This window comes from Acidimicrobiales bacterium, from assembly GCA_034521975.1.
In the GTDB taxonomy this organism is placed as follows: domain Bacteria; phylum Actinomycetota; class Acidimicrobiia; order Acidimicrobiales; family SKKL01; genus SKKL01.
In genome coordinates this window covers 137,024-152,358 of sequence record JAXHLR010000005.1, presented here as the reverse complement: position 1 = coordinate 152,358, position 15,335 = coordinate 137,024, and the positions used below count along the sequence as shown (strand labels likewise).

Genomic DNA, 15,335 nt, shown 5'->3' with positions numbered 1-15,335 from the left:
CTACCGGTGAGTCTCCTCGGCGACCAAGACGCGGTGCCCGCCTGACGGTTGCTCCCCGTCGGCGGCTTGTAGCCTCGGTGTCCGTGACCGTCCGCCTGAGCCACCGCACCGCCCGCGTCCTCGGTGCGACCGGTCGCACCCTGATCGGCTTCGGGATCATCACCTTGCTCTTCGTCGCCTACCAGCTGTGGGGCACCGGGCTCCAGCACTCACGTGCCCAGGACCAGCTCGAGTCGGACTTCGCCGCCCAGCTCGAGAGCTCCGGCACCGCCCGCCCCACGACCACCACCACCGAGCCGCGTCCCGAGCGGGGTCTCGGTTCCAGCGGCCCGGTCCAGTTCCCGGGCGTCACCACCACCACGACCGAGCCCGAACCGGTCGATCCCGAGGTCCTCGCGTCCTTGGCTCCCACCCGAGGCGAGCCGGTGGCCCAGCTGCGGATCCCCTCCATCGGCGTCGATGAGACGATGGTCTACGGGGTACGCGTGCCCGATCTCCGCAAGGGGCCGGGCGTGTTCCCGAGCAACCCGATGCCGGGGACTCCCGGCAACGCGGCGGTCGCCGGCCATCGCACGACCTACGGCGCCCCGTTCTGGTCGATCAACGAGATCGCCCCCGGCGACGAGATCGTCGTCACCACGCTGCGGGGCGAGTTCACCTACGTGGCCCAGTCCCACACCAACGACGAGGGCGACGAGGTCGGACACTTCATCGTCCCGGCCAGCGGGGTGTATGTCCTCGACGACTTCGGCGACAACCGCATCACGCTCATCGCCTGTCATCCGAGAGGTAGCGCCCGCCAGCGGATCATCGTCACGGGCATCCTCGAAGAGGAGCCGGTCGAGCCACCGCCCGAGCCCGAGCCTCGACCCGACGAGGACGGCGACGAACAGGGCGACGGGGGCGCCGAGCTCCCCGCCGAGCCGACCACCGAACCCGGGCCGCCTGCCGACGAGGGCTGGGGCGAGGGTCTCAACGGCGACCGCAGCGCCCTGGTGCCGACCTTGATGTGGGGAGGCTTGTTCGGGCTCGGCCTCGCCGGCGCCGTCGTCGGTGGGCGCCTGTGGCGTCGCTGGTCCGTCTACCTGCTGTCGACGCCGCTGCTCGCCTGGCTGCTGTGGAACGGGTTCTTCTACCTCGACCGGCTCCTTCCATCGTACTGAGATGGATCGACACCGATTGCTCTGGCCCCTGCTGGTCACCCTCGCGCTGGTCGCGGGATGCAGCGCCGATGACGACGATCAGGCCGAGCCGCCGACCTCGCAGCGCCAGCCCGACCCCGAGACATCGACGACCACGACCACCACCGAGGCCCCGGCGGCACCACCCCGCGCCATGAACACCCTCGATCCACCCCTCGCCAACGCGGCGGCGACCAATGACCCAGCAGTCGACGAACTGGACGACGGCCGGGTCCCACTGGGCGCCCTGCAGGTCGGCGACTGCGTCGATCTGCCCGATCTCGACGGTCTGGCCGAGCTGGACGGTCCTGACGGTGTCGAGGTCGTCGACGCCACGCCGCGTCGCTGTGACGAGCCCCACGACGCCGAGGCCTTCGCCCGGATGTCGCTCAACGAGAACCCCGACGCCCCCTTTCCGGGCGACGAGCACGTGCTGGCCGCCGCCGACCGGAAGTGCCTCGAGGCCTTCGGTGGGTACATGGGCGTCGGGTACGTCGACAGCGAGCTCGAGATCGTGCACATCCGTCCGAACGCAGCCGCCTGGACCCGTGGCGACCGGGTGCTGGTGTGCGCGGCGGCGTCGGTCGACTCGGAGCCACTCGTCGGCTCCGTGGCCGGTTCCCCGTGAAGATCGCTGCTCCCCGGCGCCGGTGGGCGATGGTCGCCTTGGTCGTCCTGGCGTCCGGGGCGTGCGGCGACTACGTGGGCGACGACCTGCGGGCCGGCGAGTACGCGCCGCGCGACGCGGTGGTGTTCGGCGACGCCGACGGGCGGACCATGGACGACTCCGCGGCGGGATCGGTCGAACCCCAACCGGCCGAGCCTGCCCAGCTCGAGAGCGGTGCGTGCTTCGAGGATCTCGACGATCCGCCGCTGCAGGCCTTCGAGCGGGGCGAGCCGGTGGGAATCGTGCCCTGCGATGCACCCCACCGCTACGAGCTGTACGCCGAGGTTCCGCTCCCCGCCGAGACGGGCGAGCCCTGGCCGGGCGAGGCAGCCGCCGAGGAGCGGGCTCGCCTGGCCTGTGCCGAGGCGTTCGAGCGCTTCGTCGAAATCGAATGGGAGGAGTCGAGCCTCGACTACCTCGCCCTCGCCCCCAGCGCCTCGCAGTGGGACCACGGCGAGGCCATGGCCTCGTGCGCGCTGTTCGACCTCGGGCTCACCCCGCTGGTCGGCTCCATGGCCGGCAGCGGCTTGTGACCCTGCGGCCTGCGAACCCCTGACCTTGTGACCTTGTGACCATCCGCGAACCGGGGCACGCCCGCCTCTAGCGTCGCGGTCGATGCTCCTCAGTGCTGCTGTGGTCACGGCCGGGTTCGTGCTCGGTGCGATCAACGGGGGAACGCTGCACAGCCTGGTCCGCACCCGCGGACGGTTCGCGCCCGTCGCCGCCGGGGCGCTCGTGGTTCTGGGCGTGACGCGCCTGGGGCTCCTGGCCGATGCGGGTGCCGTGCTCGCCATCGCCCTCATCGTCCTCGTGGCGGTCGCTCTGGCCAACCTGCACCTGCCGGGGACAGGGGTCCTCGCCGTGGGCATCGGCGCCAACGCCGTGCCGGTGCTGCTCCATGGCGGGACACCGGTCGATCCACGGGCGCTGCACGCGGTCGGCCTCGGCTCCGATCTGGCCCAGCAACAGGTCCTCACCCCCACCCAGCACCTGGCCGGACCGGACACGATCTGGGTGCTGCTGGGCAGCGCGGTGCCGGTACCGGTGGTCGAGGTGGTCGTGTCCTTCGGCGACCTCATCGTCGCCGCCGGGTTGATGGCACTGGTGGCCCACGCCATGGCGCAGCCGGTCCGTGCCGGGATCCCCGTTCGTCAGATCCTCGAGGACGGACCCTTCACCATCGACCTCACCGATGCGCCGGCCCCGACCGAGCGGCCGGCCGGCGGGAGCGGGTCCGCAGAGGCGGGTACGGTGCCGGCGTGTCGACCTGTGCCATCGTCTCGTTCCGCCTCGGACTGACCGATGGTGTGTCGATCGTGGCCGGGACCTGGCAGCGAGCGCTCACCAGCCTCGGCTTCGAGCCCTACACCGTGGCCGGCGAGGGCCCGGTCGATCTCACCGTTGCCGGGCTGGCGATCGACGCCACGGAACCGCCGAGCACCAGCGAGCTGGACGCGGCGCTGGCCGACGCCGACCTGGTCGTGGTCGAGAACCTCCTGACCATCCCCCTGAACCTGCCGGCGTCGCGCGCCCTGGCGTCGGTGCTCCGTGGCCGACCAACGGTGGTGCACCACCACGATCCGCCCTGGCAACGGGACCGCTTCGCCGGCATCGACGAGCTCCCGGCGACCGATCCGGCATGGCGACACGTGACGATCAACCTGTTGACCCGACAGCAGATGGCCGAACGGGGCATCGAGGCGACCACCATCTACAACGGGTTCGACCCCGATCCAGCTCCCGGCGACCGGTTCCGCACGCGGAAGCGCCTCGATGTCGCCGACGGCGAGGTGCTGGTGGTCCACCCCGTACGGGCCATCGCCCGCAAGCAGATCCCGGTGGCGGTCGACCTCTGCGAGCAGCTCGGCGCCACCTACTGGTTGGTCGGTCCGCCCGAGGAGGGCTATGCCCAGGAGCTGGAGCGGGTGCTCGCCGGCGCCCGCTGCCGGGTGATCCGCGAGCAGACGATCGACGCACCCGACTTCTACGCCGCTGCCGACGCGGTGGTGTTCCCCTCCACCTGGGAGGGCTTCGGCAACCCACCCGTCGAAGCGGCGACCCACCGGCGACCAGCCGCGGTCGGCGACTACCCGGTGGCCGCCGAGCTGTCGGACCTCGGGTTCCGGTGGTTCGGGTGCGACGACCCCGAACCCCTGCGGTCCTTTCTCGCCTCGCCCGACCCGCAGCTGCTCGACCACAATCGCGAGGTGGCCAGGACCCACCTGTCGATCGACGTGATGACCCAGCGCCTCGCAGAACTGCTGTCCGGCGCGGGATGGCTCCCGTGACCGGCGAGGACGATCCGGTCCTGGTCCGGCGGGCGAAGGTGGCCCGCCTGGTCGAGCTGGGCCAGCGCACCGGGTACGGCCTGTTCGGGCTGGCCATCGCGGGATTCGTCTGGGGGTGGGTGCAGGGCTACACCGACACCCTCACCACGCTGATCGTGGCCGCGCTGCTGGTGGGCTCGGCCATCCTCGCCCCCGCGATCGTGTTCGGCTACGCGGTCAAGGCGGCCGACCGCGAGGACCGTGAGCAGGGCCGGCTGCCACCCGACCGGGAGTAGCAGTGCCCGTACGTTGTACAGTCCTGTCCACCAGTACATGATCCACTCGAACGGGGGACCCCTCACCATGACCGACAGCGCCGCACCCACCGGCTCGGCCAAGGCCGCAGTGCTCAACGAGGTCGACACACCGCTGCAGATCCGCGATGACGTCACCGTCGCCGCTCCTCAGGAGGGCGAGGTCAGGATCAAGATGGTCGCCTCCGGCGTCTGCCACTCGGACCTATCGGTCCAGAACGGCACGATCCCGCTGGCCACACCGCTGGTGCTCGGCCACGAAGGCGCCGGCATCGTCAGCGAGGTCGGGCCCGGCGTGGCCGACCGCGAGGTCGGCGACCACGTCGTGCTGTCGTGGGTCCCCCAGTGCGGCGAGTGCTACTTCTGCCAGCGCGACCAGGGCTTCCTGTGCGAGAAGAACGCAGCGGTGAGCCTCGCCGGGATGCTCGACGGCACCAAGCGCTTCTCCACCCCCGACGGCGAGCTCGGCCAGATGGCCTACTGCGGCACCTTCGCCAGCGAAGCCATCGTGCCCTCCATCTCCACGGTCAAGATCCCCAAGGACGTGTCGCTCAACGCCGCCGCCCTCATCGGCTGCGGGGTACTCACCGGCGTGGGCGCGGCGATCAACACCGCAGACATCCACGAAGGAGACGCGGTGGCCGTCATCGGCTGCGGCGGGGTCGGCCTCAACGTCATCCAGGGCGCCCGCATCGCCGGCGCGGGCACGATCATCGCCGTCGACATGTTCGACTCCAAGCTCGAACTGGCCCGCGAGTTCGGGGCAACCGATGTGGTCAACGCGAGCGACGGCGACCCCGTCGCCAAGGTCCAGGAGCTGACCGGTGGACGCGGAGCCGACGTCTCCTTCGAGGTCATCGGTCTCGGTCCCACCATCGACCAGGCCATCAACATGGCCCGCACCGGTGGCGAGGTCGTGCTCGTGGGCGTGCCCCGCCTCGACGTGATGATGAACCTCAACGCCGCGTTCACCTTCCTCTACACCGCCAAGACCATCAAGGGCTGCTGGTACGGATCGGCCAACGTCGACCGCGACGTCCCCAAGATGATCGAGTGGTACCAGAAGGGCGAGCTCAAGCTCGACGAGCTCATCTCCCGCGAGATCTCGGTCGACGAGGTGAACGAGGCGTTCGAGGCGATGGGTTCGGGCGAGGTCGCTCGCTCCGTGATCGTCCACTGAGAGCGTCCGCCGACCACCTCGTGGACACCACCACCGGTTCCTGCCACTGCTCCGCTGATAAGCTCCGCCCGTGACGCAGACTCAGGTCGCGGCGCCCGGGCGTCGCATGCGGGCGGCAGATCGGCGCGAGCAGCTCCTCCGAGTAGCCGCCAGGATGCTGTCCGATCCCGCCACCTCCAGTGCATCCATGGACGACATCGCGGCCGCGGCCGGAGTGACCAAGCCCGTCCTCTACCGGCACTTTCCATCCAAGCGGGCGCTGGTGCAGCAGGTACTCGGCGACGGCATCGAACGGCTGCGCAAGACGCTGTCCGAGGCGGTCGCCGACGCCTCGACGCCCCGCGAACAGGTCGAGCTGGGCTTCGTTGCGTTCTTCCGGTTCATCGAGGCCGAGCCCGGTTCACACGACCTGCTGTTCTCGGGCAACGTCTGGACCCAGTCCGGGTTCGCCCAGGAGCTCGCCGACTTCAAAACCAGCGTCGCCGAGGGCGTGAGTCCCATGATCGACGTTCCCGGCATCGACGGCACCCTTCGACGCTTCTTCGGCGCGGCCATCGTCGGCATGTGCGACCAAGCGGCGCGGCAGTGGGTCCAGGACGGCTGTGTCCCCAGCGCCGAGGAGGCCGCGGCCGATCTCACCGAGCTGGCCTGGAGCGGGCTGCGGGGTCTCGCGCCCCGCACCTGAAGCCGTTCAGGCTGGCGCAGTTCAGCTGACGCGGTTCAGCCTGCCGTTCAGGAGAGGCCGTTCAGGCCGGCGGGCAGGTGTCCTCGTGGGCCAGCACCGGCCGAGCCACCACCGAGAACACCTGGTCACCCTCGGTGAAGCGGGTCAACTGGTCGGCGTCGGCGAGCAGCTCGGCGAGTCGCGAGGCCACATCGCCCTCGACCACCAGGCACTCCGAGGCTTCCAGGTCCACACCGTCGACGGTCCACTCGACCTCATCAGGAGCAGGCTCGTCCTCGGGAGCGTCCATCGGCTGATCGAGCTCATCGGCGGGACGGACCCACAACCGGAAGCGCTCGATATCGACGGGGGTCTCCTCGCCCAGCTCCTCCGGACCCACCAGACCCCCAAGGTTGGTGACCCCGTCGACGAAAGCCTGGAGGCGGTCGCGGGCGTCACGCTGCTCGGCGGTCAGCCCCAACTCGTCCGGACCGTCGCCACCCTCGTCCGGTCCCTCAGCAGGGCCGCCGAGACCACCCGCTGGACCAGCCATGCCGAGGGCCTCGGCCCGATGCTCATAGGTCTCCCCGTCGACACGCACCTGCACCACGGTCTGGCCGGCATCGGCCACCGGAGGCTGTCCGTAGTCGACCCCGTGGATGTCGAGACCGGCATCGGCGATGGCCGACCGCAGGGTCACCAAACCGTCGTCGGTCAACTGCGATTCGAACAGCGGTGGCAACGCCGGAGCGGGGTAGACCATGGCCTGGGCCCCGGAGGTGACGACCCGACCGTCGGCGTAGACCACGAGTTGGGGCATCTGGGTGTAGTGCACCTCGGGGGTGGTGAACCCGCCCTCGTGGCCGAGCTCGAGAATGGCGACATCGGGATCGGCCGAGCCGGTGGACACCGGTGTGGTGCCATCGTCGCCGCAAGCAGCGGCGAGAATGCCTGCGGCAGCCACGATCGCCACGAGGACGGGCAGGCGGCGGGGGGTCGACATCGGGCTCTCCAGTGGTCGTCGAGAACGAGCTGGTTCTCAGACGACGCAGCTGGCCATCCGGTTCCCGACGCCGGGACGCCGACCGTAGGCTGAGAGGGTGAGCCTGGCCCCGACCACCGCGTCCCGTGGCAACCCGCTGCCGTCGGGCCCCTTCGAAGCGGTCCGACACCACCTCGGCTGCGAGTGGACGCCGACCGAGGTCGCGCTCGCACTCGGGGACGAGCCTCACGCGTTCGCGCTCGTCGGCTCCTGGCTCGACAGCGGGGCGGTGCTGGGGTCGCGTCCCGCCCTGGTCCTCGACCCCACCAGCGGACTCGATCCGTTCACCGTGCTCGACCAGGTGGAGACGACCGACGCCGGACCCGGGGTCTTCGGGGGCTGGGTCGGATACCTCGGCTACCAGGCCGGCCGACTGGTCGAACGGCTCCCCGGCTCACCGCCCCGACCGCACCCACTCCCCGACTGGTGGCTGGCCTGGCACGACCACGTGCTGCGCTTCGATCCCGACAGCGGCTGGTGGTTCGAAGCCCTGGTCAGCCCGTCACGGTCGCCGGTGATCGAACGCCGCCACGACCACCTGCGCGCCGTCCTGCGGGGGAACCCGCCACCGAGCCGTCCGGTCCGGTGCGCGCCGTTTCGACCCACCCCCACCGGCAACGACCACCGCAAGGCGGTGCGTCGGGCCCTCGAGCTCATCGGCGCGGGCGACATCTACCAGGCCAACGTGTGCCTCCGCCTGTCCTCCCAACTGCTCGAGGGCGACCCGCTCGACGCGTTCGCCGCCGGGTCGTCTCAGCTGGCCCCGCGGCAGGCGGCCCACCTCGACCTCGGCGGGGCCCGGACGGTCACCAGTCTCTCGCCCGAGCAGTTCCTCCGGCGCCGCGGCGATCAGGTCACCACGTCGCCCATCAAGGGCACCAGGCGCCGCGACCCGAGCCTCGGTGCCACCGATCCTGCACGCCACGAGCTGACGGCGTCGGCCAAGGACAGGGCCGAGAACGTGATGATCGTCGACCTCATGCGCAACGACCTCGGCCGGGTGTGCCGACCGGGATCGATCAAGGTGCCACGGCTGCTCGACATCGAGGCCCACCCCGGCCTGTGGCACCTCGTGTCGGAGGTGACCGGCCACCTGTCGGAGGGGGTCGGCGACGGCGCACTGATGCGGGCGACGTTCCCACCCGGCTCGGTCACCGGGGCGCCCAAGGTACGGGCGATGGAGGTCATCGCCGAGGTCGAGGCGACCGGACGCGAGGTCTACACCGGCGCCATCGGCATGGTCAGCCCGGTCGCCGGCGCCGAGTGGAGCGTGGCGATCCGAACGTTCGAACACTCCGGCGACGACATCTGGCTGGGGGTCGGCGGCGGCATCGTGGCCGAGTCGGACCCCGACGCCGAGCTGGCCGAGTGCATCAGCAAGGCCAGCCCGCTCGTCGAGGCGCTGGGCGGCTCGGTCGACCCGGGCCGCCACGGCTGATTCAGTCGCGCTGACTCAGTCCCCTCGAGTCAGTCACGCAACGCCTGCCACCGCCGCCTGGCGGCGAACCCTCAGCGCTGCTCGTCGGGGCTGGCCGGCTCGTCGCTGCGGATCCGTACGCGCTCGATGCGCGCGAGGAGCAACCCCACACAGATACCCGCCATCAAGATCAGACCGATCACCCACCACGACACCGTGGCTCACCAACTCTCTCGCCCGCTCGGACTGCTCTGGAGATTGCTCGACGATGAGACATGCCCGTGCACACTCCAGGGTAGCGGCAGGTGCCTCCGCCATCGCGTCACCTGCCACCGAGTCGTGCCGACAACCGGTGCCGGGCAGACTGCGCCCATGGACTTCCGCGAGATGATGGCCCTCGAACCCCACGGCATGGACACCTACGTGGGGACCGGCCCGAGCTATCCGTGGGGCGGCCTCTATGGAGGACAGATCGTCGCCCAGGCGCTGTGGGCCTGCGGCGACACCGTCGAGGAGCGCTTCCTCCCCCACTCGTTGCACGCCTACTTCATCCGCTCCGGCGACACGAACGAGCCGACCCGGTTCGAGGTCGACCGGCTGCGCAACGGCCGCTCCTTCGCCACTCGACAGGTGGTGGCCCGCCAGTCGGGGGGTGCCATCCTCACCATGATCGCCAGCTTCCACGCCGCCGAGGACGAAGTGTCCGTCCAGGCCAAGCCGATGCCCGACGCTCCCCTCCCGGACCAGCTCGAGCTCGATTCGTGGTCGGACATGTTCGACCGGACCGTCGTCGCACCCGAGCCGTCCGGCACGCGCCGACGCGCCTGGCTGCGGATCGTCGGCGATCTGGGAGAGGACCCACTGTTGCACGCCTGTGGCCTCGCCTACGTCTCCGACGACCTCCCCACCGAGTCCCTGATCGCCCTGCACCCGGCATGGAACCCCGACCGCGAGTCCGAGTCGGACAGCGACTGGGGATTCATGAACGCGAGCCTCGACCACTCCATCTGGTTCCACCGCCCGGCGCGGGCCGACGACTGGCACCTGGAGGACTTCACGCCTGGGGGACTCGACGGCGCACGGGGACTCACCACCGGCGAGCTGTTCGCCCACGACGGCACCCACATCGCCACCGTCGCCCAGGAGGTGCTGCTCCGCGAGCGGCGGAAACGCTAGCGCCGCGTCCGGCAACGCTCGCGACCCGCTCTGCCGGGTTGGGACTCTGCCGGGTTGGGACTCTGCCGGCAAGATGTGCCTTCCTGGGGCGCTCTGTGCCGGCAGAGTGGGTTCACCGGGGGTCACCAGTCGCCCACGCGGGACTACTCGATGCGCATGCCCGAGATCGCTCGGCTGATCACGAGCTGCTGGATCTGCTCGGTGCCCTCGAAGATGTCGTAGATCTTGGCGTCGCGGTGGAACCGCTCGACCGGGTAGTCGGTGACGTACCCGTAGCCACCCAGGATCTGCATGGCCCGCTCGGTGGACCACACCGCGACCCGGCCGGCCTTGAGCTTGGCCATCGAACCTTCGGCGTTCTTGAACTGACGCTGCTTGCCCAGCCAGGCGGCGCGCCACACGAGCAGACGAGCAGCGTCGATCTCGGTGGCCATGTCGGCCAGCATGAACGCGATCGACTGGTTCTGGATGATCGGACGGCCGAACTGCACCCGCTCCTTGGCGTAGTCGAGCGAGAACTCGTAGGCCGCCCGAGCGATTCCGATGGCCTGGGCACCGACCGCGGGTCGGGTGGCCTCGAAGGTCTGCATGGCAGCCTGGGCATTGCCCGGCTTGCCCTCGCGCACCCGAGCCAGGCGCTCGTCGAGCTTCTCCTTGCCGCCGAGCAGGCAGGCGCCCGGAACCCGCACGTCGTCGAGGATCACCTCGGCGGTGTGGCTGGCCCGAATGCCGTGCTTGGCGAACTTCTGGCCCTGGGACAGACCCGGCGTGCCCGGAGGAACGACGAAGCTGGCATGGCCCTTCGACCCGAGCTCGGGGTCGACCACCGCTACCACGACGTGCACATCGGCGATGCCGCCGTTGGTGATCCAGGTCTTGGTGCCGTTGAGGACCCATTCGTCCTTGGCCTCGTCGTAGACGGCGCGGGTGCGCATGGCGGCGACGTCGGAGCCGGCGTCGGGCTCGGTGGAGCAGAACGCCCCGAGCTTGACGTCGTCGGCATCGCCGTAGCACTGCGGCACCCACTCGCCGAGCTGCTCGCCGGTACCGGATGCGGCGATCCCGGCCGCGGCGAGGGCGCTGCCCATGATCGACAGCCCGATGCCGGCGTCGCCCCAGAACAGCTCCTCGAGCGCGACCGGCATGGTGAGGCCCGTGTCGTCGCCCATCATTGCCTGGGCCATGAAGTCCCAGCCATAGAGCCCGATCTTGGCGGCTTCCTGCACGACCGGCCACGGGAACTCCTCGCGCTCGTCCCACTCGGGCGCCGCCGGGCGGATGACGTCGCGGGAGAAGTCGTGCACCCACTGCTGGATCTGCAACTGGTCGTCGTTGAGGGCGAAGGACGGGTCAGACATGGCGACCGCTTTCTGGTCGAGAGAGTGAGGTGTTACCGGTCGGTACTTGGGCCCATCCTATCGGCGGTGTGGGTCTCAACCCCGACGGATCGTGGTGCCGGAGGGGCCGTCGTCGAGCACCCAGCCCGCTGCCTGGACCTCGTCACGCAGCGCGTCGGCGGTGGCGAAGTCCTTCGCCGCGCGGGCCTCCTCGCGCTGTTCGGCCTTGGCGATGATCTCCTCGGGCACCTCGTCGGGCTCCTCGGAGAGCCCGAGCCCGACCGCCGCACACATCGACCCCACCGCTGCCGCCAACGGCTCGGCGGTGGTCTCGTCGTCCATGTCGAGCGCCTGATGGACCGCACGCACGGTCCGGAACACCACGTCGAGCGCTCCCGCGGTGTTGAGGTCGTCGTCCATCAGGGCGCGGAACTGCTCGATCGTGGCAGGGTCGGGACCGACCTTGGCCAGATCGGCGGTGCGGCGAGCGAAGGCGTCGAGGCGCTGGACCGCCTGGCGGGCGTCGGCGATCGAGTCCTTGGTGACCTCCATCGGCGAGCGGTAGTGCGACCGCAGCACCAGCATCCGGTAGGCGCGCGGGTCGGTGCTGGCCACCAGGTCGGGCAGGTTGACGAAGTTGCCGAGCGACTTCGACATCTTCTCGCCGTCGACCTCGACGAACCCGTTGTGCACCCAGTGCCGGGCAAAGGGGCGGCCCAGAGCCACGGCCTGGGCCCGCTCGTTCTCGTGGTGGGGGAAGCGCAGGTCGATGCCGCCGCCGTGCAGGTCGAAGCCCTCGCCCAACAGCCCCAGCGACATCACCACGCACTCGGTGTGCCATCCGGGCCGGCCATCGCCCCACGGCGACGGCCAGCTCGGCTCATCGGGTTTCGACTTCTTCCACAGGACGAAGTCGACCGGGGAGCGCTTCTCGTCGTTGGCCTCGACCCGGGCGCCCGCCTGCAACGAATCGAGGTCCTGGCGGGCGAGCTGGCCGTAGCCCTCGACGGTGGACACCTCGAGGTACACGCCGTCGGAGATCTCATAGGCGTGACCCGACTCGACGAGCCCGCCGATGAGCTCGACCATCTGATCGACCCACTCGGTGGCGTGAGGACTGTGGTGGGGACGAGCCACCCCGATGGCGTCCATGGCGGCGAACCACTCGCGCTCGTACTGCTCGGCCACCGCCGTGGTGGACCGGCCCTCCTCGTTGGCCTTGTTGATGATCTGGTCGTCGATATCGGTGATGTTCGAGGCGTGGTCCACCTCGAGCCCCGACCACTCGAGATAGCGACGCAACACGTCGAACACCAACGTCATGCGGCCGTGGCCGACGTGGGCCGGGCCATACACCGTGGGACCACAGACATACATCGACACCTTGCCGGGGTCCCTGGGTTCGAGCGGCACGACCGTGCCGGTGGCGGTGTCGTAGAGGCGAATCACGAGGTCCACGCTAACCCGCTTCGGAGCCCCGGTCGGCCGACTTGTAGCCTGTCGCGTCGTGAGCACCCCGACCCCGCGCCGCATCCCCGACACACCCACCCTCGACGGCCTCGAGGAGCGGTGGGACACGGTATGGGACGACCAGCACACCTACCGCTTCGACCGCACCAAGAGCCGCGAGCAGGTCTTCGCCATCGACACGCCGCCTCCAACGGTCAGCGGCTCGCTGCACGTCGGTCACGTGTTCAGCTACACCCACACCGACACCATCGCCCGCTACCAGCGGATGCGCGGGCGTGAGGTCTTCTACCCCATGGGCTGGGACGACAACGGTCTGCCCACCGAGCGACGGGTCCAGAACTACTTCGGGGTGCGCTGCGATCCGTCGCTGCACCACGATCCCGACTTCGAACCGCCCGAGCACCCGGGCAAGGACCAGATCGCGGTGTCGCGGCCCAACTTCGTCGAGCTGTGCCACCGGCTCACCGTCGAGGACGAGCGAGCGTTCGAGAACCTCTGGCGCCACTTGGGCCTCTCGGTCGACTGGCACCTCACCTACGCCACGATCGACGACCGTTCCCAGCGCGCCGCCCAGCGGGCGTTCCTCCGCAACCTGTCGAGGGGCGAGGCCTACCAGACCGAGGCACCGTGCCTGTGGGACGTCACCTTCCGCACGGCGGTCGCCCAAGCCGAGCTCGAGGACCGCGAGCGTCCCGGCGCCTACCACTCGTTGACCTTCCACCGCCACGACGGCGGCGACGTCGTCATCGAGACCACCCGCCCCGAGCTGCTCCCGGCCTGCGTCGCCCTCGTCGCCCATCCCGATGACGAGCGCTATCAACCGCTGTTCGGCTCGACGGTCACCACGCCCCTGTTCGGGGTCGAGGTGCCGGTCATGGCCCACGAGCTGGCCGACCCGGAGAAGGGCTCGGGCATCGCCATGATCTGCACGTTCGGCGACACCACCGACGTCACCTGGTGGCGCGAGCTCGACCTGCCGGTCCGTGCCGTCATCGGTTGGGACGGCCGGTTCCACCACGAGCCGCCCCCCGGCATCGAGGGCTCCGGCGCCCACGTCTACGCCGAACTGGCCGGCAAGACCGTGTTCTCGGCCCAGAAGCGCATCGTCGAGCTGTTGGACGAGTCGGGCGAGCTGGTCGGCGAACCCCGCCCGATCACCCACGCGGTGAAGTTCTTCGAGAAGGGCGACAAACCACTCGAGATCGTCACCACCCGCCAGTGGTACATCCGCAACGGCGGCCGCGACCAGGACCTCCGCGAGGCGCTGCTCGCCCGCGGGACCGAGATCACCTGGCACCCGCCGTACATGCGCTCACGCTACGAGTCCTGGGTCAACGGGCTCAACGGCGACTGGTTGGTCAGCCGCCAACGCTTCTTCGGGGTGCCCATCCCGGTCTGGTACCGCCTCGACGAGCACGGCGAGCCCCGCTTCGACGACCCCATCGTCCCCGACGAAGCCGCCCTGCCGATCGATCCGTCCGACGACGTGCCCGCCGGCTACACCGAAGACCAGCGAGACGTCCCCAGCGGATTCACCAGCGACCCCGACGTCATGGACACCTGGGCCACCTCCTCGCTGACCCCATTGCTCGCCACCGGCTGGGAAGAGGACCCCGACCTCTTCGAGCGCACCTACCCGATGGACCTCCGACCCCAGGCCCACGACATCATCCGCACCTGGCTGTTCTCCACAGTGGTGCGATCGCACCTCGAGCTGAACGAGGTGCCGTGGTCCAACGCCGCCATCTCGGGGTGGGTGCTCGACCCCGACCGCAAGAAGATGTCCAAGTCGAAGGGCAACGTCGTCACGCCCCTCGACCTGTTGGAGCAGTACGGCTCCGACGCCGTCCGCTACTGGGCCGCGTCGGGCCGGCCGGGCACCGACACCGCCTTCGACGACGGCCAGATGAAGGTCGGCCGACGCCTCGCCATCAAGATCCTCAACGCCAGTCGCTTCGCGCTGGGACTTGGCGGAGAACGCGACCTCGGCGCCAGCACGGATCCGGCGGCGGTCACCGAACCGCTCGACCGGGCGATGCTGGTGCGGCTGGGGGCGCTGATCGACGAGGCCACGAGGGCGTTCGACGACTTCGACTACGCCCGGGCCCTCGAGCGCACCGAGACCTTCTTCTGGAGCTTCTGCGACGACTACCTCGAGCTGGTGAAGGGACGGGCCTACGGCGCCTTCGGCGACGACGCTGCCCGGTCGGCACAGACCGCGCTCGAACTGGCGCTGTCGGCACTGCTGCGCCTGTTCGCCCCGTTCCTGCCCTTCGTGACCGAGGAGGTCTGGTCGTGGTGGCAGCCGGGTTCGGTGCACCGCGCGGCCTGGCCGACCGTGTCCGAGCTGGGCGACCACGCCGACGCCGACCCGGCGCTGCTCGACGTGGCCGCCACCGTGCTCGGCGAGATCCGGCGGTCCAAGACCGAGGCCAAGCGCTCGTTGCGCACCGCGGTCGAACGGGCCGAGGTCACCGCACCCGAGGCCGCGCTCGCGGCGTTCGAGCTGGTGCGGCGCGACGTGTGCGAGGCGGGCAACGTGGCCGAGGTGACGGGCGTGGTCGACGAGTCGACAGCAACACCCCAGGTCGAGGTCAGCCTCGAACCGGCCTGATCCGAC

15 protein-coding genes are annotated in these 15,335 nt (G+C 70.1%); 11 read left to right on the top strand and 4 right to left on the bottom strand.

Annotation, left to right across the window (positions count from 1 at the left end):
• Positions 1 to 83 precede the first annotated feature (83 nt).
• The 8 genes from U5K29_07495 (at position 84) to U5K29_07460 (ending at position 6,294) form a co-directional block, all read left to right on the top strand.
• Entirely contained in the window at positions 84 to 1,163 is a 1,080-nt protein-coding gene (locus U5K29_07495; protein MDZ7678381.1) for a sortase, read from the top strand.
• Position 1,164: 1 nt separating this feature from the next.
• Positions 1,165 to 1,809, top strand: coding sequence for a septum formation family protein (locus tag U5K29_07490; GenBank protein MDZ7678380.1), 645 nt, complete (start codon positions 1,165 to 1,167; stop codon positions 1,807 to 1,809).
• Positions 1,806 to 2,381 carry a septum formation family protein gene (locus tag U5K29_07485; GenBank protein MDZ7678379.1) on the top strand — a complete coding sequence of 192 codons (576 nt, stop codon included), beginning with the start codon at positions 1,806 to 1,808 and terminating at the stop codon, positions 2,379 to 2,381. The genes U5K29_07490 and U5K29_07485 overlap by 4 nt, the downstream gene beginning before the upstream one ends.
• A gap of 82 nt (positions 2,382 to 2,463) precedes the next feature.
• A complete protein-coding gene (locus tag U5K29_07480; GenBank protein MDZ7678378.1) occupies positions 2,464 to 3,147 on the top strand; it encodes a DUF5317 family protein in 684 nt (227 codons plus the stop codon).
• Positions 3,108 to 4,136 (top strand): glycosyltransferase family 4 protein, encoded by a 1,029-nt coding sequence (locus U5K29_07475; protein MDZ7678377.1) that lies wholly within the window; start codon positions 3,108 to 3,110, stop codon positions 4,134 to 4,136. Before U5K29_07480 ends, U5K29_07475 begins: the two co-directional genes overlap by 40 nt.
• Complete coding sequence (locus U5K29_07470) at positions 4,133 to 4,411, top strand: hypothetical protein (GenBank protein MDZ7678376.1); 279 nt, start codon at positions 4,133 to 4,135, stop codon at positions 4,409 to 4,411. The genes U5K29_07475 and U5K29_07470 overlap by 4 nt, the downstream gene beginning before the upstream one ends.
• 67 nt (positions 4,412 to 4,478) lie before the next feature.
• Positions 4,479 to 5,609, top strand: a complete 1,131-nt coding sequence (locus U5K29_07465) for a Zn-dependent alcohol dehydrogenase (GenBank protein ID MDZ7678375.1) — start codon at positions 4,479 to 4,481, stop codon at positions 5,607 to 5,609.
• 70 nt (positions 5,610 to 5,679) lie between these two features.
• Complete coding sequence (locus U5K29_07460) at positions 5,680 to 6,294, top strand: TetR/AcrR family transcriptional regulator (protein MDZ7678374.1); 615 nt, start codon at positions 5,680 to 5,682, stop codon at positions 6,292 to 6,294.
• A gap of 61 nt (positions 6,295 to 6,355) precedes the next feature.
• Here U5K29_07460 and U5K29_07455 read toward each other — a convergent pair whose 3' ends face one another.
• Positions 6,356 to 7,276, bottom strand: a complete 921-nt coding sequence (locus tag U5K29_07455) for a hypothetical protein (GenBank protein ID MDZ7678373.1) — start codon at positions 7,274 to 7,276, stop codon at positions 6,356 to 6,358.
• 97 nt (positions 7,277 to 7,373) lie between these two features.
• On the opposite strand from U5K29_07455, the gene U5K29_07450 reads away from it, so the two are divergent.
• Positions 7,374 to 8,753, top strand: a complete 1,380-nt coding sequence (locus U5K29_07450; protein ID MDZ7678372.1) for an aminodeoxychorismate synthase component I — start codon at positions 7,374 to 7,376, stop codon at positions 8,751 to 8,753.
• Positions 8,754 to 8,824: 71 nt separating this feature from the next.
• Here the strand turns inward: U5K29_07450 and U5K29_07445 are convergent, their stop codons facing one another.
• Positions 8,825 to 8,947: a hypothetical protein gene (locus U5K29_07445; protein MDZ7678371.1), complete on the bottom strand. Its 123-nt coding sequence runs from the start codon at positions 8,945 to 8,947 to the stop codon at positions 8,825 to 8,827.
• 157 nt (positions 8,948 to 9,104) lie between these two features.
• Here U5K29_07445 and U5K29_07440 point away from each other — a divergent pair, with 157 nt between their 5' ends.
• Complete coding sequence (locus U5K29_07440; protein MDZ7678370.1) at positions 9,105 to 9,908, top strand: thioesterase family protein; 804 nt, start codon at positions 9,105 to 9,107, stop codon at positions 9,906 to 9,908.
• A 143-nt stretch (positions 9,909 to 10,051) separates the two neighbouring features.
• Here U5K29_07440 and U5K29_07435 read toward each other — a convergent pair whose 3' ends face one another.
• Together U5K29_07435 and cysS are read right to left on the bottom strand one after the other, a co-directional pair.
• On the bottom strand, positions 10,052 to 11,266 hold the full coding sequence (locus U5K29_07435; GenBank protein ID MDZ7678369.1) for an acyl-CoA dehydrogenase family protein: 1,215 nt from the start codon (positions 11,264 to 11,266) through the stop codon (positions 10,052 to 10,054).
• Between the two features lie 75 nt (positions 11,267 to 11,341).
• Positions 11,342 to 12,694, bottom strand: a complete 1,353-nt coding sequence (cysS, locus tag U5K29_07430) for a cysteine--tRNA ligase (GenBank protein ID MDZ7678368.1) — start codon at positions 12,692 to 12,694, stop codon at positions 11,342 to 11,344.
• 58 nt (positions 12,695 to 12,752) lie between these two features.
• Here cysS and valS point away from each other — a divergent pair, with 58 nt between their 5' ends.
• Complete coding sequence (gene valS, locus U5K29_07425; GenBank protein ID MDZ7678367.1) at positions 12,753 to 15,329, top strand: valine--tRNA ligase; 2,577 nt, start codon at positions 12,753 to 12,755, stop codon at positions 15,327 to 15,329.
• Positions 15,330 to 15,335 lie beyond the last annotated feature (6 nt).